A 21558-nucleotide genomic window follows, 5' to 3' on the forward strand; every position below is an offset into this window, starting at 1 on the left:
TGACGCCTGGCAAGAATGGGTGATGGGGGATGTGCTGAAGGCGCTGGGGGAGTGCGCGGCCAAGCATCGTAAGATGGTGGAGGCTTGGCCGTCGACCTAGGCAGCCTGCCGAAGCTTTGAAGCCTGCGGCGTCGCTTCTACTTCGTGATGCACATCGTCTTGCAGTCCAGCAGTTGAAGAATTCTCACTAGGAACCGCGTGCCAGTTGTTCATGAAGCATATTCCGGCAACGAGCAGGACGCTGGCGTAGATGCTGTTCCAGATCATCAGGCTGATGATGAACGAGGTATAGAAAAACCCGATGCTGTGGACGTAGATCGAGAGCGTTAGGGCTGGGCGTCGAGATACGAGAAAGAGCCAGAAGGACAGATGCAGCAGGATGCCAGCGACGAGCATCACGAAGATCGAGCCTTCCAGCCCAAAGTCATTGATCATTCCCCGGAACATCGTGTAGATGTTGGTCTGCAGCACTTCCTTGTAGACGAAGTATTCCTCATACACACCGGGCGGCAGCGCGGTCTTGTTCCCCATCAGGCGGGCGAACATCGTGAAGGTGTAGATGCCATATCCACCGAGATTGTTGTCGGTGTAGGTGTCTCCCACGTTGTTCGAGAACAGGTGATGGAACCAGTCAGAGAAGGCATACATGTGCGCCGCCGCGTAGGAAGCGAAGAGCCTTTGCAGGCTGCTGACAGTATCAGTCCCGTAGTTGTCGAGGCCGCGTGCCACGAAGCCGATAGTCACCAGTCCGAACAGCATGGCGCCGATCCACATGGCGCGCTTGATGTCCTTCCGGGAGAACAGCCGCCGATCTCCTTGATTGATCCTGCAGATCAGCGTCGCGGCCCAGAACAGCACCAGCACCAGGAAAATGTTCCCTTTCGCGCCCTGGAGGATCATGGCCAGCACGGGAGGGATGAAGGCCATAACGAGGATTGGCCATCTCCGCGCGCCAGGCTTTCTCGTCGTGTACAAGAAGCCACCCAAGATTGCGCTCGGGTATTGGAAGACGATGCTGACTTGCGCGAAAACATTTGGCACCAGTGAGTCGGTGTAGCGTTTGCCGATCATGTCGGCAGCTACTTCCATCGGACTTGTCACGGCTCTCAAAAGCGTGGCGCCTTGAATGCCCATATCGATGATGAAGCTGAATACGGTGGCTACGCTGATGAAGTAGAACACCTTGAACATGAAGGGCGAACCGAGATCTACATTTTTTCCCACTTCTGCCTTACGCTTAAAGCCTACCCGCCAAGGGAACAGCAGGCCGCCCAACGAGAACGAAATGCAGGCCAGCAGGATGTAGAGGACTCCGCCCGAGTACATCGGAACGCTCCACAACGCGATGATCGGGATGAATGTGTAGAGGAACCAGAACAGCCCAAAGATACAACCCGGTACGAGCCATGTGCCGGCCCAGGCGCGCAATGCTGTGGCCTGTCCGAGGATCAGAAGGCTCCACATGAGCGCAAGTAGTTTCTCTTCCATTTCTTGGATTTAGCAGATTCGGCGACCCTGTAGCGGGCTGCATTGTAACTCTTTCAGGCGGTGCTTCAAGAATGAGAAGACCTGTTTGGATATACAGTGCCGAATATGTCCACTGGCTTCCAACCACCTCCGCCGCCTCTTCCGTCCTACAGGGTGTGGGAGAGTTACGCCTGCCGTACATGTTCCCGTTTGGTCGTCACCGTTCCCTACGAGTATCCGCACCCCCGGCTCCGCCTGGAATGCAAGATTGGCCACCCATCACCGCTGGTCGTGTGCGAGGACTGGGAGAGGGAAATGGGAGTGGACTGAGGAGCGCCAGATTCGTGGGAATACCCCATAAAAAACACGAGAGTTTTCGTGGTTTTCTGCTCCCGAGTATTCCCGTGAATCGCCCTGAAAGGCTTGCTGTATAAGGCTTGATGGCGCAGATTGTGATTCCTGTTGTCGCGGGTTCGAGTCCCGTCAGCCACCCCAAAGAATTACTCTAAAATAGCCGCTTCCAAGCGGCTATTTTGCTTTTTTGGTCCGGCTGTCGCGTTCGCGTGGTCCAGAGTGTCGCAACACTTCTGTTTCTCTTTAGCGGTCGGCCAGTTCTACCCGTTCAAAGCGCCCCCTAACTCGTCGTGGCCAATGTCTCGTCACGGCATCAATCCGGACTTGTATTCCGCATCTTCGATTGATGCGGCAGATGACGGCCGGGTAAGGAGGTGGTTTGAAATGGCGCAGGTTTCGTGCACCGAATGCCAGAAAGAAATAGATGATGAGGAGCCCACGTGCCCTCACTGTGGTGTCAAAAGGGAAAAGCCTGCCTTCAATTTTTTTGTGGCAACTGGGCCTCTTGTCCTTTCGATTGCTGTCCTGCTGCAGATACTGTCTTCATGTCAGCGTAGCGTGTAAGGCATGCATCTTTGGATGGCGGGAGACCAAGCCGCGTCCAACACCGCGTTTTACTCAAAATCCCATAAAGCCCCGATCATCAAGATTCGCCTGATTTATGCTTTAAAAGGCGAGGTGGCAAGGTAACACGCATGCCAAAAAAAACCGGGCCTTGGCGGGTGACAAGGTCCGGTTCTGCGCATGACGCGACTGCGCCAGTGATGCATTGCGCGCCAGTGAATTTAACCACGCTTCCGGCTGATGTAAGCGTAGCCTTAATTACACGTGGTGAGGTTGCAACTCCACTTTTTACAAAGTCCTCAAGACTTTGCCAGGCTTGCCGCGCGAGGGATGCGAGGGATTAGCCCGGCGCGGAGGCTAGCGGCCGTTGGGGGACGGTTCTGCCAGTTCGAGCATTCGGCAGATGGCGGCCATGTTGCCGACCATCGTGCGCCGCTGGGCGCCCTGATAGACGCGTACGCCCTTGATCTGACGGAAGGGCACGGGCTTGACCGGGCGGCGGGAAGCGACGGGAAGGGATGGCAGCATGGCAGCACCTCGAAATTTGCGACAGCAGGAGTCCGCACCCTTCGTTCGACGGAAACGGGGCGGCATGGGCAAGGCAAAGCGGGTGACCAGGGCAGACGGCCGTGCTGCCTGGGTCTTGGCGCGGAGCGGCGACGTATTTCAGTGAGTCGTGCTACCGCGCCAGGCGGATATCAGAAGCCTGACGATCGGATCAGGCCCACAGCGATACCTTCCAGAGAAAACTCATCGCTTCCAGACTGCACCACGATGTTCGAGAAATCAGGGTTCTCGGCAATCAGTTCGATCGAGTCGCCGCGCTTGTTCAAGCGCTTGACGGTGACGTCCTCGCCGATCCGTGCCACGACGATCTTGCCGTTGGCAGCTTCGCTGGCTTTCTTCACGGCGAGCAGGTCACCGTCGAGAATACCGGCGTCGCGCATACTCAGGCCGCGTACGCGGAGCAGGTAGTCAGGACGTTCATCGAAGACCGATGCGTCGACCTGATACTGCCGGTCGATATGTTCCGCGGCGAGGATCGGGCTGCCGGCCGCCACGCGGCCCACCAATGGCAACGTCAGTTGCAGCACGCCGGCCATGGCCAGTGAAAGCTGGTCCGGGCGTTCCGAATCACTCCGCCCAACCTTCAGGCGGATGCCGCGTGAGGCGCCGGGCGTCAATTCGATGACGCCTTTGCGCGCCAGCGCCCGAAGATGTTCCTCTGCCGAGTTGGGCGAGGAGAAGCCGAACTCCGCAGCAATCTCGGCGCGCGTCGGCGGAAAGCCGGTGTGCTGGATCGTGTTGCGGATTAGGTCGAAAATCTGCTGCTGCCGGGGTGTCAGGGTAGCCATGGTTCGCCGGTCTCTCGTGCCGAGGCACTGTATGTTTAAACAGTATGCTGTGATTTTATACAGTATCGAGTGAAGTGCAAGCACAATTTGCGCAGCGGACTTAACCTCGGCAAATTCCTCGCGGGCCTCGCAGTCGGGTTTGCCACGCATTTCGAGTCGAAGTTCGCCGGGTACAATCGCCGCCCACGTCCTGCCAATCCACGCCTCGAACAACATGTCAGCTTCCCTGCCTCGTATTGTCGTGCTCGCCACGGGCGGCACCATCGCCGGGTCGTCCGGTAGCGCTGCCAGCAGTGCGCATTACCAGGCGGCCACGGTTCCGGTATCGCAACTCGTTCAAGCCTTGCCCGCGCTGGCCGATGTGGCGCGCATCGAGACCGAGCAGGTGGCCCAGGTCGACAGCAAGGACATGGCGTTCTCCCTTTGGCAGACGCTTGCGTGCCGGGTTGAGCATTGGTCAGGTGTGCCGGATGTTGCCGGTATCGTCATCACGCATGGCACCGATACGCTTGAGGAAACGGCGATGTTCCTGCACCTGACGCAGGCGTGTCCGGTGCCGGTGGTGATGACGGCGGCCATGCGTCCGTCGACATCGCTGTCTGCGGACGGCCCCTTGAATCTGCTCGATGCCGTACGGGTAGCGGCAAGTCCGGAGGCGCGCGGAAAGGGTGTGCTCGTCGTACTGAACCAGGAGATTCACGCAGCGCGGGATGTGGCCAAGTTGCATACGTCGGCGGTGGATGCCTTCGGCTCGCCGACCGCCGGTCCGCTGGGTTTTGTCCAGGATGCCTTCGTGCGTTTCGTGCGCGTGCCGCGGGCTTTCGCACAGCCTCTGCCCGTGCCGGCATCATGGCCCGTCGTCGAGGTCGTGGCGAGCTATGCGCAGCCGGGCAGGGTGATGGTCGACGCGCTTGTCTCGGCCGGGGTGACAGGGATCGTAGTGGCCGCTGCTGGCAATGGATCGATCCACGAGACGTTGGCCGGGGCGTTGGCCGACGCGGCGGCTTGTGGTGTCGCCGTCGTGCGCAGCTCGCGGACCGGCGCGGGTCATGTGACGATGCCGGGCAAGCCTGTGCCGGCTGTCGGTCTCTTCGTATCGGCCGGAGACCTGAATCCTTACAAGGCGCGCGTGTTGTTGGCGGTGGTGCTGGCGAACGATCCCGGGCTCGCGGGTGACGCTGTGCGCCTGCAGGCGACGTTTGCGGCGCATTGATCGGGGCAGAGGCCCAATCTTGCGGGGTCCGGCCATTCCGTACTATACTCGCGGGCTACTCAACCTTGCCGCACCGGACTTGACGCCCGGGTGGCTCATCCAAAAGGAGCGTCAATGCGTCACTACGAAATCGTATTTATCGTCCATCCGGACCAAAGCGAACAAGTGCCTGCGATGATCGAGCGCTACAAGCAGCTCGTTACGTCGCAAAACGGCCAGATCCATCGCGTGGAAGACTGGGGCCGCCGTCAGATGGCCTACATGATCCAGAAGCTGGCCAAGGCTCACTACGTTTGCCTGAACATCGAGTGCGGCAAGGAAACGCTGGCTGAACTGGAACACGCGTTCAAGTTCAACGACGCCGTGCTGCGTCACCTGATCGTCCAGACCAAGAAGGCTGAGACTGCACCTTCGCCGATGATGAAGGAAGTTCAGCGCGAAGAAGCCCGCAAGGCTGCGCAAACGACCACGGAAGGCCAAGCCGCCGCCTGAGTGCGGACGGCAGTGTCGCGGTGAACCAGCTCCGGCTGACCGCAACGCTCGCGGAGCGCGATACGCTGCGCTATACGCCGGCAGGCGTCCCGGTCGTCAACTGCATCCTGCAGCATGGCGGCGAGGTCGTCGAGGCGGAAACGCCCCGGCAGGTGGAATTCGCAGTGGTGGCGATGGGCATTGGTGCCATCGCCCAGCAACTGCTCAGATTGCCGCTCGAAGCGGTAATCGATTGCGAAGGATTCCTGGCGCGCAAGCACCGCAACAGCAAGACACTGGTCTTTCACATCACTCGATGTAAAGCATACGAAAAGGATTGAATCATGGCATTCGTCAAACGTGACAACAAGAACAAGAAGCGCTTCCAGCAACAGAACCCGCTGTTCAAGCGCAAGCGCTTCTGCCGCTTCACCGTGGCTGGCGTCGAACAGATCGACTACAAGGATCTGGACACGCTGAAGGACTTCGTCGGCGACAACGGCAAGATCACGCCGGCCCGCCTGACCGGTACCAAGGCTCACTATCAACGTCAGCTCGACACGGCTATCAAGCGCGCCCGCTTCCTGGCGCTGGTTCCGTACACCGACCTGCACAAGAACTGATAGTCCCGGGACCGCAAGGAGAAATACACGATGCAAATCATTCTGCTGGAAAAAGTCATCAACCTGGGCAACCTGGGTGACATCGTTCGTGTGAAGGACGGTTACGCACGTAACTTCCTGATCCCGACCAAGCGCGCTCGCCGTGCAACGCAAACGGCCATCGCCGAATTCGAAGTGAAGCGCGCCGAGCTGGAAAAGGCCGCCGCCGAGAAGCTGGCAGCCGCACAAGCCGAAGGCCAGAAGCTGGACGGCCTGACCGTTCAGATCACCCAGAAGTCGGGTGTGGACGGCCGTCTGTTCGGTTCCGTGACCAACGCCGACATCGCTGAAGCGCTGGAAGGCCAAGGCTTCAAGCTGGAGAAGTCGCAGGTCCGCCTGCCGAACGGCCCGCTGAAGCTGGTGGGCGACTACACCGTTGGCGTGGCACTGCACACCGACGTGCTGGTCGACATCAACGTGTCCGTCCTGGGCGAACACGTCTAAGTCGTACCTGGCAAACGATGCGCCGGCCTGGCCGGTGCGTCCGATGCACGAAAAGGCAGGGGCCAGCGCTCCTGCCTTTTTTGTTTGCGGCCCGGCTTCGTGCCTGGCTCCCGCCGCTATAATTGCCCCCCATGAACGCGCCCGCCGCAGATCCCCAACTAGACAGTCTCAAGGTTCCTCCGCACTCGATCGAGGCCGAACAATCGGTACTCGGTGGCCTGTTGCTGGACAATGCCGCCTGGGACCGTATTGCCGATTTTCTCTCCGAAGCCGATTTCTACCGCTTCGATCACCGCCTCATCTTCCAGAGCATCGCCCGCCTGATTTCCGCCACCAAGCCGGCGGACGTGATCACGGTGTTCGAGATGCTCCAGGTGTCTGGCAAGGCCGAGGAAGTGGGTGGGCTGGCCTACCTGAACTCGCTGGCCCAGAACACGCCGAGCGCCGCCAATATCCGCCGCTACGCCGAAATCGTGCGCGAGCGGTCGGTGCTGCGCAAGCTGGTCACCGTGGCCGACGACATTGCGTCTGCGGCCTTCGCGCCCAAGGGGCGCGAGGTGCGCGAGCTGCTCGACGAGGCTGAATCGAAAGTCTTTGCGATTGCGGAAGAGGGGTCGCGTGGCCAGAAGGGGTTCCAGGAAATCCAGCCGCTGCTGACGCAGGTGGTGGAGCGTATCGACGAGTTGTACCATCGCGACAGCTCCACGGATGTGACCGGCGTGCCCACGGGCTTCATCGACCTCGACCGCATGACCAGCGGTATGCAGGCCGGTGACCTGATCATCGTGGCAGGTCGTCCGTCGATGGGTAAGACCGCGTTCTCGCTGAACATCGGCGAGCATGTGGCCGTGGAACAAGGCCTGCCCGTCGCGGTGTTCTCGATGGAAATGGCGGGTGTGCAACTGGCCATGCGTATGCTCGGCTCGGTCGGGCGCCTGGACCAGCACCGCCTGCGTACCGGTCGTCTGCTCGACGAGGACTGGCCGCGTCTGACGCACTCGATCCAGCGCATGAACGATGCGCAACTGTTCATCGACGAGACGCCGGCGCTGAATCCTATGGAACTGCGGGCGCGCTCGCGACGCCTGGCGCGCCAGTGCGGGCAGCTAGGCCTGATCATCATCGACTACCTGCAGCTGATGTCAGGTTCCGGCGGCGGGGAGAACCGCGCGACCGAGATCTCCGAGATTTCGCGGTCGTTGAAGGGCTTGGCGAAGGAACTCAACTGTCCGGTGATCGCCCTGTCGCAGCTGAACCGAAGCCTGGAACAACGGCCGAACAAGCGCCCGGTGATGTCCGACCTGCGTGAATCGGGCGCCATCGAACAGGATGCCGACGTGATCCTGTTCATTTACCGCGACGAAGTCTATAACGCCGACTCGCAGGACAAGGGAACGGCCGAAATCATCATCGGCAAGCAGCGTAACGGCCCGATTGGTACCGTTCGCCTCACATTCCTGGGCCAGTTCACCAAGTTCGACAACTTCAGTGGCGGTCCGGCGTTCTTCGATAACGACAACTGAGCGACACCTGAGCGATATTCACCGTAGGGGTTACACCTACATGCGGTGCAACCCTGTAAAATATTGCGCTTTGATGACAGCCGCCCACGAGGCGGCTGTTGTGCGATTGCTCCGCTCCCATTTGCCACACAACCGAGCGCTGCCGTGAGGCGCGCCACAAGGACATTTCATGTTCGGTCGATTCATGCCCACGGAGGGCAAGTTCTTCGAATACTTCAACCAGCATGCCGACTGTGCGGTGACCGCCGCGCACGAGCTGGAAGCGCTGGTCAACGACCTGCCCAACGCCGAAGCCCATGCCCGCCGCGTGCAAGCCACGGAGAAAAAGGCTGACCGCGTCACGCACGACACGATCGACCTGCTGCACAAGACCTTCATCACGCCGCTGGACCGCGACGAGATCCACAAGCTCATCACGACCATGGACGACATCCTGGACCTGATGGAAGACGTGGCGGAAACGATCTCGCTTTACGACGTGACCCACCTGACCGATGAAGCGCGCCACCTGGCCCGGATCTGCGTGCAGTGCTGCGACCAGGTCAAGATCGCGGTGGCCCTGCTCGAAGACATGGGCAATGCCAGCACCATCCTGAAGACGGCCCAGCAGATCGACCAGCTCGAATCGGAAGCGGACCGTGTGATGCGCGCTGCGATGTCGAAGCTGTTCCGCGAGGAAACCGACGTCAAGCGCCTGATCAAGCTGAAGGCGATCTACGAACAGCTCGAGTCGATTACCGACAAGTGCGAGGACGTGGCGAACATCATCGAAGGCATCGTCCTGGAAAACGCCTGAGAACCGCACCGGCATGCAAACTATACAAATGAGCTTGTGGGTGATCGGCCTGCTGGTCGCGCTCGCGTTGCTGTTCGATTTCATGAACGGCTTCCACGACGCGGCCAACTCGATTGCCACGGTGGTTTCCACGGGTGTGCTCAAGCCGCACCACGCAGTGGCCATGGCGGCCATGTGCAATGTGGTGGCGATCTTCATCTTCCATCTGAAGGTAGCGGCGACAGTCGGCACCGGGACGATCGATGTGGCGATCGTCGATCACTACGTGATATTCGGGGCGCTGGTCGGTGCCATCGCGTGGAACGTCATCACCTGGTTCTACGGCATTCCTTCGTCGTCGTCGCACGCGCTGATCGGTGGCCTGGTGGGCGCCGCGGTGGCCAAGGCCGGCACCGGAGCGCTGGTGGGCAATGGGCTGCTGAAGATCGTGGCCTTCATCCTGATCTCGCCGCTGCTGGGGTTCCTGCTCGGCTCGATCATGATGGTGATCGTGAGCTGGACGTTCTTCCGCACGCCGCCGTCACGCGTGGACCGCTGGTTCCGCCGCCTGCAACTGGTGTCGGCATCGCTCTACAGCCTGGGTCACGGTGGCAATGACGCGCAGAAGACCATCGGCATCATCTGGATGCTGCTGATTGCGAGCGGCCACGTGGCCTCTGGCGGCGAGCCGCCGATGTGGGTGATCGTGAGCTGCTACGTGGCCATCGGCCTCGGTACGCTGTTTGGCGGCTGGCGAATTGTCCGGACCATGGGCCAGAAGATTACCAAGCTCAAGCCGGTGGGTGGTTTCTGTGCGGAGACGGGGGGTGCGCTGACGCTGTTCATCGCCTCGGCACTGGGCGTGCCAGTGTCGACCACGCACACCATTACCGGCGCCATCGTTGGCGTGGGTTCGGCGCAGAAGATGTCGGCCGTGCGCTGGGGTGTGGCAGGCAACATCGTCTGGGCCTGGGTACTGACCATTCCGGCATCGGCATTCATGTCGGCGATTGCCTGGTGGATAGGCAAGCAGATCCTGTGAGATCGGCGGGATCGATCCGATAAAAAAGCCAGGCTTCGCGCCTGGCTTTTTTACTTACTGGCGGGCAAAGGCCGCGATGGGGTCGTCGTCTTCCGGTGGAGGTGCAGTCGGGGTGACGGGGGCGGCTGGGATCGGCGTGGGCGTCATCGGCAGATTGCTCACAGCCACCACGCGACGCGCGCCGTTGTATCGCGAAGCCCAGTATGACTTGCCCATGTCTTCGAGCCGCACCGTGCCGCCGGTAGCGGGTGCGTGGACGAAGCGGTTCTGGCCAACGTAGATGCCAACATGCGAGTTCGCGCGCCCCGTCGTGTTGAAGAACACGAGGTCGCCCGACGCCACCTGACTGCGATCCAGCGATGTGCCGCGCTGGCCCATCTGATCTGTGGTGCGGGGAAGGTTGACGTTGGCGGCGCGCGACACGACATAACGGACCAGGCCGCTGCAATCGAATCCTGAATCGGGGGTGTTGCCGCCGTAGCGATAAGGCGTGCCGACCAGCGACATCGCCTGGATCGATATTTCCTCGAGTCCGGCGCTGGGGTCGATCATCGGCTTGCCTGGGGTGCGGGGCAGGGATGATGTCTGGCGTGCCGGCGGGCCACCTGCGCAGGCGGCCAGCAACAAGGCGCTGGCGCACAGCGCGCTCAGCGCAGCGCGTGATCGTGAAAACGCGTGTGCATGTGGAGCGGGTGGTGAGAGCGGGCGGGGCGGCATCCTTCCTGTCGATCGAAAAGCCGGACCAGCCTCGATGCGACGTGGAGAGCGAATTGCGCGACTACCTGCGTCGATTTACCAACGCAGTTGCGCGTTGCGCGTGCCGGTGCTCACCTTGATAGTCTTGGGCTGGCCCTTGTAACGGGCCTCGATATTGTAGCTGCCTTCTGGCGCACGTATGAGGCAGCGCGGCCCGCCCGCCCGGAATTCGGCAACGGTTTGGCCGTCGCGTGTCAGTTTTACGTCAACATCGGCGATGAACTCGCTGTTGGCGCCCTGCGAGAACAGGATTCCGATATTGAAGTTCTTTTCTTTCTCGGCCAGTTTGGCGCGCTGGTCTTCCGCAATACCGCCGCAGACATAGCTAACCGGACCCATCGTGCGGATCACCATTTCTTCCGCCACGGCGGGCGTGTTTGCCGCCGCGGGTGCCGGAGCCGCACTCGCTGCACTGGCGGCACCCGGCACACTCGCCGGGCCTTCCGCCGCCTTGGCCGGTTGCAGGGCGGCGGCGAGCAGGACGGTGGCGCCCACCAGCGTGGCCACCGCAATACGCCGGCGCCGCGTGTTGCTGGCGCGGCGGGAAAACAGCGTCCTGTTACTCGACAGGTATCTGCTGAATGATTGTTGTCGGATCATCGACGCCTCCCATATCGACATGGACACACCGGCCATCATAGCCGGGCCGTGCAGCGCCGGCTGTCAGTCGGAGACCGACGCGGCCGGAGGCGCCACACTATGCGAAATGAACATCGGCCGGCCATGGAACATGGGCCGACCGATGGGTTTGCCAGTCGAATTGTGTTCCGATGAACGCTACAGCACGTCCGCGGCGTGGTCTGCCAGGCGCGAGCGTTCGCCGCGCGCCAGCGTCACGTGGCCGCTGTGGCTCCATCCCTTGAAACGGTCTACCACGTAGGTCAGGCCCGACGAACCTTCGGTCAGGTAGGGCGTGTCGATCTGGGCGATATTGCCCAGGCAGACGATCTTGGTGCCCGGACCCGCCCGTGTGACCAGCGTCTTCATCTGCTTCGGCGTCAGGTTCTGCGCCTCGTCGATGATGACGAACTTGTTCACGAAGGTACGGCCGCGCATGAAGTTCATGCTCTTGACCTTGATGCGCGAGCGGATCAGTTCCTGCGTGGCCGCGCGACCCCATTCGCCGGCGCTGTCGTCGCTTTTCTGCAGGACTTCGAGGTTGTCGTCGAACGCGCCCATCCAGGGCTGCATCTTCTCTTCCTCGGTGCCCGGCAGGAAACCGATGTCCTCACCTACGGGCACGGTGGCACGCGTGACGATAATCTCGTTGTAGATCTTCTGGTCGAGCACCTGCTCCAGCCCCGATGCCAGTGCCAGCAGCGTCTTGCCTGTTCCGGCCTGGCCCAGCAGCGTCACGAAATCGACATCGGGGCTCATCAGCAGGTTCAGTGCGAAGTTCTGCTCGCGGTTGCGGGCGACCACGCTCCACACGTTGTTCTTGTTGTGGGTGTAGTCCTTCAGCGTTTGAAGCAGGGCGGTCTTGCCGTTGATCTCCTTGACCTGCGCGTAGAGCGGCAGGCTGCCGTCCATCGGCTCGAGGTAGACGAACTGGTTGACCAGGAACGACGGTACCAGCGGGCCGGTCAGGCGATAGAACATCGTGCCGGACTTCGGGTCCTGCCAGCTTTCCACGCCCTTGCCGTGCTTGGCCCAAAAGTCGTTGGGCAACTGCATCACGCCCGAGTACAGCAGGTCCTTGTCTTCCAGGACCTGGTCGTTGAAGTAGTCCTCGGCCGGCAGGCCCAGGGCACGCGCCTTGATGCGCATGTTGATGTCTTTCGACACCAGCACGACCTGGCGCTCCGGGAACTGCTGCTGCAACGCGCTGACCACGCCCAGGATCTGGTTGTCCGCCTTGCCTTGCGGCAGCCCCTCGGGCAACTTGATCTCGTTGAGCCGCGTCTGGAAGAACAGCTTGCCTGCGGCGTCGCGATTGCCAAGGCCGGCCAGCGGCAGACCCTCGTCGAGCACACCATCGGTGCCGCCCACAAGTTGGTCGAGCGTGCGGCTGACCATCCGCGCGTTACGCGCGACTTCGCTCATGCCCTTCTTGTGATTGTCGAGCTCTTCGAGCGTCATCATCGGCAGATAGACGTCATGCTCTTCAAAGCGGAACAGCGAACTCGGGTCGTGCATCAGCACGTTGGTGTCGAGCACGAACAGCTTGCTCGGGCCGGTATCCTTGCGTGCACGGCGTGTAGGACCGGCAGCCGGCTTGACCAGGCTGACCGCTGGTGCGGACGGCGCGGTGGTGGCCGGCGCCGGTGCTTCGGCCTTTTTGGCGCGGGTTGTGCTGCCGGCGCGTGCGCGTGTGGCGGGTGCCTGGGAGTCGCCGGTCTCGAGCAGAGCCACACGCTCGAGGGCCGGCACAGGTTTCTTACCCTGCGCTGCTTTGGCCTTGGGTAGTGTGACCGGGGCGAATTCGCTCGGGTCCAGCAGTTGGGCAGGCTTGGCGGGCATGGTAGGCAGCGGCATGCTTGGCGTTCCTTTCAGGGGGCTAACGGGGGCGAGAAAAAGCTTGCGTACGACCAGCGAACGGCAGGAAGCCGGGAAACCGTGAGGTGAGTAGGTTGAGGAAGGGTGAGCGTGAAAGCGATGGATCGTGCATGAAGACGGGCAAACAAAAAGCCGCCAGGCCTGAAGAACAGGTGTGGCGGCTTCTTTCGCGGACCCACGACACGGCAGGTCCGCTACCAGCCCTGGGACTCAACCTGATGGGCCGGTACGATTCAACAGTGTGGCAACTGGGATCTGAACGCATTGCGTCCAAATCTACCCGAACGTTTTCCGTTTGGCAATCGGACTGAGGGGCGTAGCGGGCACGCAACTGGATTGGCGGTTCAGCGGTTCCACTGTCACGCCGGCCTCACAATCCCTTGACGATCTCCAGTACCTCGTCCACGTGGTTCGGCACCTTGATGCCACGCAGTTCGTGACGCAGCACGCCCTTGGCGTCGAGGATGAAGGTGCTGCGCTCGATGCCGCGCACTTCCTTGCCATACATCTTTTTCATCTTGATGACGTCGAAGATATTGCAGATGGCCTCGTCGCCGTCGGAAATCAGTTCGAAGGGGAGTTCGAGCTTGGTCTTGAAATTCTCATGCGACTTCAGGCTGTCGCGCGAGATGCCGAACACCGCCACGCCAGCCGCCTCGAATGCCTCGTGCTGGTCGCGGAAGTTCATGGCCTCGGTGGTGCAGCCCGGCGTATTGTCCTTCGGGTAGAAGTACAGGACCACGGACTTGCCGCGCTGGTCGGCCAGCCGGAAGTCCCCGCCGGTAGCGGGAGCCTGGAAGTCGGGAACGGCCTTGTTGAGACTGACGGTCATGCTGGTGGCTCTCCTGGAGGGCGTGTGCGTCATCGGTGTCGGCAGCACCCCGGTCTTGCGCCGGGATTGCGCCATTGGCGGGTGCAGATTGGGGCAGTCAGCCAGACTTCAAGCGTGGCGCGGGCGTAACCTGTAACCACCGGTCTTCAATCCGCGAGACGGCGTGGCCGTCAAGCATGGATAGTGGACCGCGCGATCACCCCTGCGGCGCGGCATCCTCCACCAGCAGGATGGCGGCCACGCGGCGACCCTCGGCCATCAGGATATTGTAGGTACGGCACGCCGCCTGCAAGTCCATCGCGTCCACGCCGATATGCCGGCGTGCCAGCGCGGCCGTCAGGCGGGGATGCGGGAAGCGCAGCTTCTGGCCAGTGCCGAGGAGTACCACTTCTGGCATTTTTTCGAGCAGGGCCTCGAAGTGCGCGGGTTCGAGATCCTCGAACCGCGCAACGGGCCAGGGTTCGACATCACCCTGGGGCAGCACAAGGACCGACTGCTCATGCCGCACGGCGTTGATTTCGACATAGCCGGGACCGTAGCTGGTCACGGTATTGAGGTTCTGGGGGGAATCTGCGTGGAGTTTCAAGACGGGGGCCTCGTGCCGCGCGCTGCATCCGGGAGGCCTGAGGCTCGCCGGAAGCGCCAGGGAATGGAGGGCGCGGCGGGTTCGTGGCAGGATCGTGCGCGCAGTGGTCCGGAAGGTACGCTGCGATGCAAGAATCCATGCCGAAGTCTGTCATAATCCGATATCTTATAGCTTTTGCCTCCCGGTCTGCCACGCTCGCCACGCCATACGGCGATACGCGCCGCCAGACACCCAGGACAATCCAGAAGATTCCCAATACCGCTGCCTCCGGGACGGGCAGCTTGCCCTGACCTCAGCCAACTCCGCCGTGAAACCCATCCAGAAATCGAACAAGCTCCAGAACGTTTGCTATGACATCCGCGGCCCGGTGCTGGAAAAGGCCCGGCAGATGGAGGAAGAGGGCCACAAGATCATCAAGCTGAACATCGGCAACCTGGCCGTGTTCGGTTTCGATGCGCCGGAGGAAATCCAGCAGGACATGATGCGCAACCTGCCCAATTCGGCGGGTTATTCGGATTCGAAAGGCATTTTCGCCGCGCGCAAGGCGATCATGCACTACACCCAGGAAAAGCAGATCCAGGGCGTGGGGCTGGAAGACATCTATGTGGGCAACGGCGCGTCCGAGTTGATCGTCATGGCGATGAACGCGCTGCTGAACAGTGGCGACGAGATGCTGGTGCCGGCGCCCGACTATCCGCTGTGGACCGCTGCGGTCAGCCTGTCCGGCGGCACGCCCGTCCACTACATGTGCGACGAGGGCAACGGCTGGATGCCGGACCTCGACGACATCCGCCGCAAGATCACCCCGAACACGCGCGGCATCGTCATCATCAACCCGAACAACCCGACCGGGGCGCTGTATTCGGACGAGTTGCTGAAGGAAATCGTCGTCATCGCGCGCGAGCATGGCCTGATCATTTTCGCCGACGAGATCTACGACAAGGTGCTGTACGACGGCGTGACGCATACGTCGATCGGGTCGCTCTCGACCGATGTGCTGACGGTCACGTTCAACGGGCTGTCCAAGAACTATCGCTCGTGCGGCTACCGCGCCGGCTGGATGGTGGTGTCGGGCGACAAGCGCCCCGCGCAGGACTATATCGAGGGCCTGAACATGCTCTCGTCGATGCGCCTGTGCGCCAATGTGCCGGGCCAATGGGCGATCCAGACCGCGCTGGGCGGCTACCAGAGCATCAACGATCTCGTGGGCGACGGTGGGCGGCTGCGCCGCCAGCGCGACCTGGCTTACGAACTTATTACCAAGATTCCCGGCATTACCTGCGTCAAGCCGAAGGCGGCGCTGTATTTGTTTCCGAAGCTCGACCTGTCGATGTACCCGATCCAGGACGACCAGGAGTTCATCTACGAATTGTTGCAGGAGTCGAAAGTGCTGCTGGTGCAAGGCACCGGCTTCAACTGGGGCGCGCCGGACCACTTCCGGATCGTGTTCCTGCCCCACGAGGAAGACCTGCGCGAGGCGATCAACCGCGTGGCGCGCTTCCTTGAGAACTATCGCAAACGTCACGGCACGCTGTAACGCCGGGGCGTCCCCCATTTTTCGTATCAAGCAACCCAGAGTCAGACGTCCATGAATCCCATCAAAGTCGGCCTTCTCGGCATCGGTACCGTCGGTAGCGGCACGTTCAACGTGCTCCAGCGCAATCAGGAGGAAATTCGTCGCCGCGCAGGCCGCGGCATCGAGATTGCGGTGGTGGCCGACCTCAACACCGAGCGCGCCCGCGAACTGACCGGTGGCTCGGTGGATGTAGTCAGCGACGCCAACGAAGTGGTGACGCGCCCCGACATCGACATCGTGGTGGAACTGATCGGCGGCTACGGCATCGCGCGCGAACTGGTGCTGAAGGCCATCGAGAACGGCAAGCATGTGGTCACCGCCAACAAGGCGCTGCTGGCCGTGCATGGCAACGAGATTTTCGAAGCTGCGCGCCGCAAGGGCGTGATCGTGGCGTTCGAAGCCGCCGTGGCTGGTGGCATCCCCATCATCAAGGCGCTGCGCGAGGGCCTGACCGCGAACCGCATCCAGTGGATCGCCGGCATCATCAACGGCACGACGAACTTCATCCTGTCCGAAATGCGCGACAAGGGCCTGGATTTCGACACCGTGCTCAAGGAAGCGCAGCAACTGGGTTATGCCGAAGCGGACCCTACCTTCGACATCGAAGGTATCGACGCCGCGCACAAGGTCACGCTGATGAGCGCCATTGCCTTCGGCATGCCGGTGCAGTTCGATCGCGCCCACGTGGAGGGCATCACCAAGCTCTCCGCTGTCGATATCAAGTACGCCGAGGAGCTGGGCTACCGCATCAAGCTGCTGGGCATCACGCGCCGCCGTGAGGAAGGCGTGGAACTGCGCGTGCATCCGACGCTGGTGCCGGCGTCGCGCCTGATCGCCAATGTGGAAGGTGCGATGAACGCGGTGCTGGTGCAGGGCGACGCCGTGGGCGCCACGCTGTACTACGGCAAGGGCGCGGGCGCCGAGCCGACCGCCTCGGCCGTGATTGCCGACCTGGTGGACGTGACGCGCCTGCACACGGCCGATCCCAACCATCGTGTGCCGCACCTGGCGTTCCAGCCGGACGAGCTGTCGAGCGTGCCGGTGCTGCCCATCGAGGAAGTCACCAGCTCGTACTACATGCGCATGCGCGTGGCGGATCAGACCGGCGTGCTGGCCGAGATCACCCGCATCCTGGCCGAAGGCGGCATCAGCATCGACGCGATGCTGCAGAAGGAATCGCGTGAGGGCGAGCCGCAGACCGACATCATCATCCTGACGCACCTGACGCGCGAAAAGCAGATCAATGCCGCCATCCGCAGCATCGAAAGCCTGCAGACGGTGCTGTCGCCGGTGACGCGTCTGCGCATGGAAGAACTGAATTAAAGAATCGCGATGAACTATCAGTCGACGCGCGGCCATGACATGCCGCAATCGTTCTCGGAAATCCTGCTCGGCGGTCTGGCGCCGGACGGCGGCCTCTACCTGCCGAAGCAGTATCCGCAAATTACCGCTGACGAACTGGAAGCGTGGCGCAAGCTGCCGTACGCCGACCTGGCGTACGAAGTGCTGTCGCGCTTCTGTGACGACATCCCGTCCGAGGATCTGCGTGCGCTGACGCGCAAGACCTATCGGGCCGAGGTGTACTGCAACGCGCGCCCGGGCGACAACACGGCGGATATCACGCCGCTGCGCACGCTGGGCGTGGAAGGAGAGGGCGGGACGAAGCTGCAACTGCTGGGCCTGTCCAACGGTCCGACACTCGCGTTCAAGGACATGGCGATGCAGTTGCTCGGCAACCTGTTCGAGTACGCACTGAAGCGTGCCGGACTGAAGCTGAACATCCTGGGTGCCACGTCGGGTGACACCGGCAGCGCCGCCGAGTACGCGATGCGCGGCAAGGAAGGTATCCGCGTGTTCATGCTGAGCCCGCATCGCAAGATGAGTGCGTTCCAGACTGCGCAGATGTTCAGCCTGCAGGACCCGAATATCTTCAATATCGCGATCGAAGGCGTGTTCGACGACGCGCAGGACATCGTCAAGGCGGTGTCGAACGATCACGCATACAAGGCCCGCCAGCGCATTGGCACCGTGAACTCGATCAACTGGGCCCGTGTGGTGGCGCAGGTGGTCTATTACTTCAAGGGCTGGCTGCTGGCGACCGATGGCCCCGGCCAGAAGGTGTCGTTCTGCGTGCCGTCGGGCAACTTCGGCAACGTCTGCGCAGGACACATCGCGCGCATGATGGGTCTGCCGATCGACAAGCTGGTGGTGGCCACGAACGAAAACGACGTGCTGGACGAGTTCTTCCGCACGGGCACCTATCGCGTGCGGACCTCGGCGCAGACGTACCACACGTCGAGCCCGAGCATGGATATCTCGAAGGCGTCGAACTTCGAGCGCTTCGTGTTCGACCTGCTGGGCCAGGATGGCGACAAGCTGGCCGCGATGTTCCGCGACGTGGATACGAAGGGTGGGTTCGATCTGGCCGGCACGCCGGAATTCGACCGCATCCGCCAGTTCGGCTTTGTCTCGGGCCGCAGCACGCACGAAGATCGCCTGGCGACCATCCGCGATGTGAAGGCGCGCTACGGCGTGACCATCGACACCCACACTGCCGATGGCGTGAAGGTGGCGCGCGAGCATCTGTCGCCGGGTGTGCCGATGGTGGTGCTGGAGACGGCGCTGCCGGCCAAGTTTGCGGACACGATTCGCGAGGCACTGGGACATGAGCCCGAGCGGCCCGCTGCATTCGACGGTATCGAGACGCTGCCGCAGCGCTTCGAGGTCATGCCCGCCGATGCCGAGAAGGTCAAGGCGTACATCGCCGCGCACACCGGCCTGTAATCTGCAGTATCAGCACGCGTAAAGCCGGCTCGGCGCCAACTCGCTACAATCGGGTTTGCCGGGCCCCGCTGCCACGGCCCCCGAGCGTTCCGCGCCGGGGGCTGTTTCGTTTGCGGGACCAACCAGACCCCCACGATTCCATGACACAACCCGCGGCACGTCCTCCGATGCTGACCATGGCCCAGGCGCTCGACGCCTTGATGGCCGGCGCCCGTCCCATCACCGATATCGAATCCATCCCTACGCTCGACGCCAATGGCCGCGTGCTGGCCGCGCCGGTCACGAGCGGGCTGCGCGTGCCGCCGGCCGATAACACGTCGATGGATGGTTACGCCATGCGCGCTGCCGACGTGCCAGCCGCAGGCACGCGCCTGCCGGTCTCGCAGCGCATTCCCGCCGGCCATGTCGGCAGCGAACTGGCAGCGGGGACCGCCGCACGCATCTTCACGGGTGGGTTGATTCCGCCCGGCGCCGATGCCGTGGTCATGCAGGAGCAGTGTGAGGCCGATGGCGATGCCGTCATCGTCAATCACGTGCCGGCATCGGGCGAATGGATTCGCCGCGCCGGCGAGGATATTGAAGCGGGTAGCGTGATCCTGCCGACCGGCGCGCGGTTGTCGCCGCAGGCGCTCGGGCTGGCCGCTTCGGTGGGACAGGCCCGGCTTGACGTGATTCGCCGCGTGCGTGTGGCCGTGTTCTTTACCGGCGACGAACTGGCGATGCCCGGCGAGCCGCTCCGTCCCGGTGCGATCTACAACTCTAACCGCTTCACGCTGCGTGGTCTGCTGGAGAACCTGGGGTGCGAAGTGTCCGATTTCGGCATCGTGCCCGACACGCTGGCCGCCACGCGCGACACGCTGCGCCGTGCCGCCGAGGGCCACGACCTGATCATCACCTCGGGCGGTGTCTCGGTGGGCGAGGAAGACCATATCCGCCCGGCGGTCACCGCCGAGGGGCGCCTGGATCTGTGGCAGATCGCCATCAAGCCGGGCAAGCCGCTGGCATTCGGACAGGTGGGCAACGGTAGCAATGGCGACGAAAGACCGACCTTCTTCATCGGCCTGCCGGGCAACCCCGTGTCGAGCTTTGTGACCTTCCTGCTGTTCGTGCGGCCGTTCCTGCTGCGCCTGCAAGGCGTGGCAGACGTGACGCCGCGCCGTCTGGCGTTGCGCGCCGACTTCGACCTGCCGAAGGGCGACCGTCGCAACGAGTTCCTGCGCGCGCGGCTCAACGATGCGGGCGGGCTGGACCTGTTCCCGAACCAGAGTTCGGGCGTGCTGACCTCGACGGTATGGGGCGACGGATTGATCGACAATCCGCCGAACCAGCCGATTGCGCGCGGCGATACCGTGCAGTTCATTCCATTTGCCAGCCTGCTGGCCTGAGTCTTTTCCGATCCGATGCAACTCGAACTTCGATACTTCGCCAGCGTGCGGGAACAGGTGGGGCAGGGCGCCGAACGTGCCGAGGTGCCTGCCGGTGTGGCAACCGTGGGAGAACTGCGGGCCTGGCTGCGCACCCGTGGCGGTGCATGGGCCGAGGCGCTGGCCGAAGGGCGGGCGCTGCGGATGGCTGTGGACCACACGGTGGCCCGCGCCGATACCCCGCTGGCCGAAGGCTGCGAGGTGGCGTTTTTCCCGCCCGTGACCGGAGGCTGACATGACGGTGCGCGTGCAGCATGAGGATTTCGATCTTGGCGTGGAAGTGGCTGCCCTGCGCGCAGGCAATCCCGGCGTAGGAGCAGTAGCGAGCTTTATCGGCACCGTGCGCGACGTGAGTGATGGCGCCCGGGTCAGCACGATGGAGCTTGAGCACTATCCGGGCATGACGGAAAAGGCGCTGGCGCAGATCGAGACCGCCGCGCGGGAGCGCTGGCCGCTTTTGGGCGTGACGATCATCCATCGGGTGGGGTTGCTGCAGCCGCTGGACCAGATCGTGCTGGTCGCCGTGGCCTCGGCCCATCGTGGAGCATCGTTCCAGGCGTGCGAATTCATCATGGATTACCTGAAATCGGAAGCGCCGTTCTGGAAGAAGGAAGAGACTCCCCATGGTGCGCGCTGGGTAGATGCCCGCGTGTCCGACGATGCGGCGCTGGCGCGGTGGGGCATTGCCTCGCTGAATGCCGATCCGGACGCCGCACAGTAATTTCCTTCCAAACCGTAACGCAAACGAAAAGAACAATATGGGTCCGCTTGGCTTTGCAGCAGTGGGCGTGGGCGCCGCCGTGGGTGCCTGGCTGCGCTGGGGGTTTTCTGTCATGTGGAATGCGGCGAACCCGGCGCTTCCGTACGGTACGCTGGCGTCGAACCTGATCGGCGGCTACCTGATCGGATTGGCGGTGGCGTTCTTCCAGAGCCATCCGGACCTGCCGCCGGAGTGGCGTCTGCTCGCTATCACCGGTTTCCTGGGTGGGCTGACCACGTTCTCCACGTTTTCGAGCGAAGTGCTGAATAACCTGGTGTCCGGTGACTATCGCTGGGCGCTGGCGCATCTTGTCCTGCATCTCGGCGGTTCGGTGCTGCTGACTGCCGTCGGCATCTGGTCGTACCGGACGTTGTTCGCCTGACGCCTTCCTAGCGCGGGCTCGCGTTCGGAGACATAGGTAACACTCCCGATCCCGCCGCCTCCCTTCGGGTGCTGTTTAGCGCCTATGATGTC

Annotated in this window: 23 protein-coding genes; 15 read left to right on the forward strand and 8 right to left on the reverse strand. The window is 62.3% G+C overall.

All coding sequences use genetic code 11. The features are described 5' to 3' along the window. Positions 1-96: 96 nt before the first annotated feature. The 3 genes from FFS21_RS05845 to lexA all read right to left on the reverse strand — a co-directional run bounded on the left by FFS21_RS05845 (position 97) and on the right by lexA (position 3740). Complete coding sequence (locus FFS21_RS05845) at positions 97-1488, reverse strand: O-antigen polymerase (protein ID WP_137923969.1); 1392 nt, start codon at positions 1486-1488, stop codon at positions 97-99. A 1254-nt stretch (positions 1489-2742) separates the two neighbouring features. Then, positions 2743-2913: a hypothetical protein gene (locus FFS21_RS31945; protein ID WP_171020329.1), complete on the reverse strand. Its 171-nt coding sequence runs from the start codon at positions 2911-2913 to the stop codon at positions 2743-2745. A gap of 170 nt (positions 2914-3083) precedes the next feature. Beyond that, on the reverse strand, positions 3084-3740 hold the full coding sequence (gene lexA / locus FFS21_RS05850) for a transcriptional repressor LexA (protein WP_137923970.1): 657 nt from the start codon (positions 3738-3740) through the stop codon (positions 3084-3086). A 214-nt stretch (positions 3741-3954) separates the two neighbouring features. On the opposite strand from lexA, the gene FFS21_RS05855 reads away from it, so the two are divergent. The 8 genes from FFS21_RS05855 to FFS21_RS05890 all read left to right on the forward strand — a co-directional run bounded on the left by FFS21_RS05855 (position 3955) and on the right by FFS21_RS05890 (position 9870). Next, positions 3955-4953, forward strand: a complete 999-nt coding sequence (locus FFS21_RS05855; RefSeq protein WP_137923971.1) for an asparaginase — start codon at positions 3955-3957, stop codon at positions 4951-4953. Positions 4954-5067: 114 nt separating this feature from the next. Beyond that, the gene (gene rpsF, locus FFS21_RS05860; protein WP_137923972.1) at positions 5068-5445 is read left to right on the forward strand and encodes a 30S ribosomal protein S6; all 378 of its coding nucleotides are present in this window, start codon (positions 5068-5070) and stop codon (positions 5443-5445) included. Between the two features lie 20 nt (positions 5446-5465). Then, positions 5466-5765: a primosomal replication protein N gene (priB, locus tag FFS21_RS05865; RefSeq protein ID WP_137923973.1), complete on the forward strand. Its 300-nt coding sequence runs from the start codon at positions 5466-5468 to the stop codon at positions 5763-5765. A 3-nt stretch (positions 5766-5768) separates the two neighbouring features. Further along, entirely contained in the window at positions 5769-6047 is a 279-nt protein-coding gene (gene rpsR / locus FFS21_RS05870; protein ID WP_137923974.1) for a 30S ribosomal protein S18, read from the forward strand. Between the two features lie 30 nt (positions 6048-6077). Beyond that, positions 6078-6530: a 50S ribosomal protein L9 gene (rplI, locus tag FFS21_RS05875; RefSeq protein ID WP_137923975.1), complete on the forward strand. Its 453-nt coding sequence runs from the start codon at positions 6078-6080 to the stop codon at positions 6528-6530. A 131-nt stretch (positions 6531-6661) separates the two neighbouring features. After that, positions 6662-8053, forward strand: a complete 1392-nt coding sequence (locus tag FFS21_RS05880) for a replicative DNA helicase (RefSeq protein WP_137923976.1) — start codon at positions 6662-6664, stop codon at positions 8051-8053. A 169-nt stretch (positions 8054-8222) separates the two neighbouring features. Then, on the forward strand, positions 8223-8849 hold the full coding sequence (locus tag FFS21_RS05885; RefSeq protein ID WP_137923977.1) for a DUF47 domain-containing protein: 627 nt from the start codon (positions 8223-8225) through the stop codon (positions 8847-8849). A gap of 13 nt (positions 8850-8862) precedes the next feature. Continuing rightward, positions 8863-9870, forward strand: a complete 1008-nt coding sequence (locus FFS21_RS05890; protein ID WP_137923978.1) for an inorganic phosphate transporter — start codon at positions 8863-8865, stop codon at positions 9868-9870. A gap of 54 nt (positions 9871-9924) precedes the next feature. On the opposite strand, the gene FFS21_RS05895 is transcribed toward FFS21_RS05890, so the two are convergent. The 5 genes from FFS21_RS05895 to FFS21_RS05915 all read right to left on the reverse strand — a co-directional run bounded on the left by FFS21_RS05895 (position 9925) and on the right by FFS21_RS05915 (position 14540). After that, positions 9925-10587, reverse strand: coding sequence for a C40 family peptidase (locus FFS21_RS05895; RefSeq protein WP_137923979.1), 663 nt, complete (start codon positions 10585-10587; stop codon positions 9925-9927). A gap of 75 nt (positions 10588-10662) precedes the next feature. Then, the gene (locus tag FFS21_RS05900; protein WP_137923980.1) at positions 10663-11226 is read right to left on the reverse strand and encodes a hypothetical protein; all 564 of its coding nucleotides are present in this window, start codon (positions 11224-11226) and stop codon (positions 10663-10665) included. Positions 11227-11403: 177 nt separating this feature from the next. Beyond that, complete coding sequence (locus FFS21_RS05905) at positions 11404-13101, reverse strand: PhoH family protein (RefSeq protein ID WP_137923981.1); 1698 nt, start codon at positions 13099-13101, stop codon at positions 11404-11406. 391 nt (positions 13102-13492) lie between these two features. After that, a complete protein-coding gene (locus FFS21_RS05910; protein WP_137923982.1) occupies positions 13493-13954 on the reverse strand; it encodes a peroxiredoxin in 462 nt (153 codons plus the stop codon). Between the two features lie 196 nt (positions 13955-14150). Continuing rightward, complete coding sequence (locus FFS21_RS05915) at positions 14151-14540, reverse strand: Mth938-like domain-containing protein (protein ID WP_137923983.1); 390 nt, start codon at positions 14538-14540, stop codon at positions 14151-14153. 307 nt (positions 14541-14847) lie between these two features. On the opposite strand from FFS21_RS05915, the gene FFS21_RS05920 reads away from it, so the two are divergent. The 7 genes from FFS21_RS05920 (at position 14848) to crcB (ending at position 21466) form a co-directional block, all read left to right on the forward strand. Further along, on the forward strand, positions 14848-16077 hold the full coding sequence (locus FFS21_RS05920) for a pyridoxal phosphate-dependent aminotransferase (protein WP_137923984.1): 1230 nt from the start codon (positions 14848-14850) through the stop codon (positions 16075-16077). A gap of 51 nt (positions 16078-16128) precedes the next feature. Beyond that, positions 16129-17439, forward strand: a complete 1311-nt coding sequence (locus FFS21_RS05925) for a homoserine dehydrogenase (protein WP_137923985.1) — start codon at positions 16129-16131, stop codon at positions 17437-17439. Positions 17440-17448: 9 nt separating this feature from the next. Continuing rightward, on the forward strand, positions 17449-18900 hold the full coding sequence (thrC, locus tag FFS21_RS05930) for a threonine synthase (RefSeq protein WP_137923986.1): 1452 nt from the start codon (positions 17449-17451) through the stop codon (positions 18898-18900). A 140-nt stretch (positions 18901-19040) separates the two neighbouring features. Further along, positions 19041-20285, forward strand: a complete 1245-nt coding sequence (locus tag FFS21_RS05935) for a molybdopterin molybdotransferase MoeA (RefSeq protein WP_137923987.1) — start codon at positions 19041-19043, stop codon at positions 20283-20285. A gap of 15 nt (positions 20286-20300) precedes the next feature. Further along, positions 20301-20558 carry a molybdopterin converting factor subunit 1 gene (moaD, locus tag FFS21_RS05940; protein WP_137923988.1) on the forward strand — a complete coding sequence of 86 codons (258 nt, stop codon included), beginning with the start codon at positions 20301-20303 and terminating at the stop codon, positions 20556-20558. Position 20559: 1 nt separating this feature from the next. Continuing rightward, positions 20560-21045: a molybdopterin synthase catalytic subunit MoaE gene (gene moaE, locus FFS21_RS05945; RefSeq protein ID WP_137923989.1), complete on the forward strand. Its 486-nt coding sequence runs from the start codon at positions 20560-20562 to the stop codon at positions 21043-21045. Between the two features lie 37 nt (positions 21046-21082). After that, positions 21083-21466, forward strand: coding sequence for a fluoride efflux transporter CrcB (gene crcB, locus FFS21_RS05950; RefSeq protein WP_137923990.1), 384 nt, complete (start codon positions 21083-21085; stop codon positions 21464-21466). Positions 21467-21558 lie beyond the last annotated feature (92 nt).

The sequence above is a fragment of the Cupriavidus sp. 2SB genome, assembly GCF_005503625.1.
Lineage (GTDB): Bacteria > Pseudomonadota > Gammaproteobacteria > Burkholderiales > Burkholderiaceae > Cupriavidus.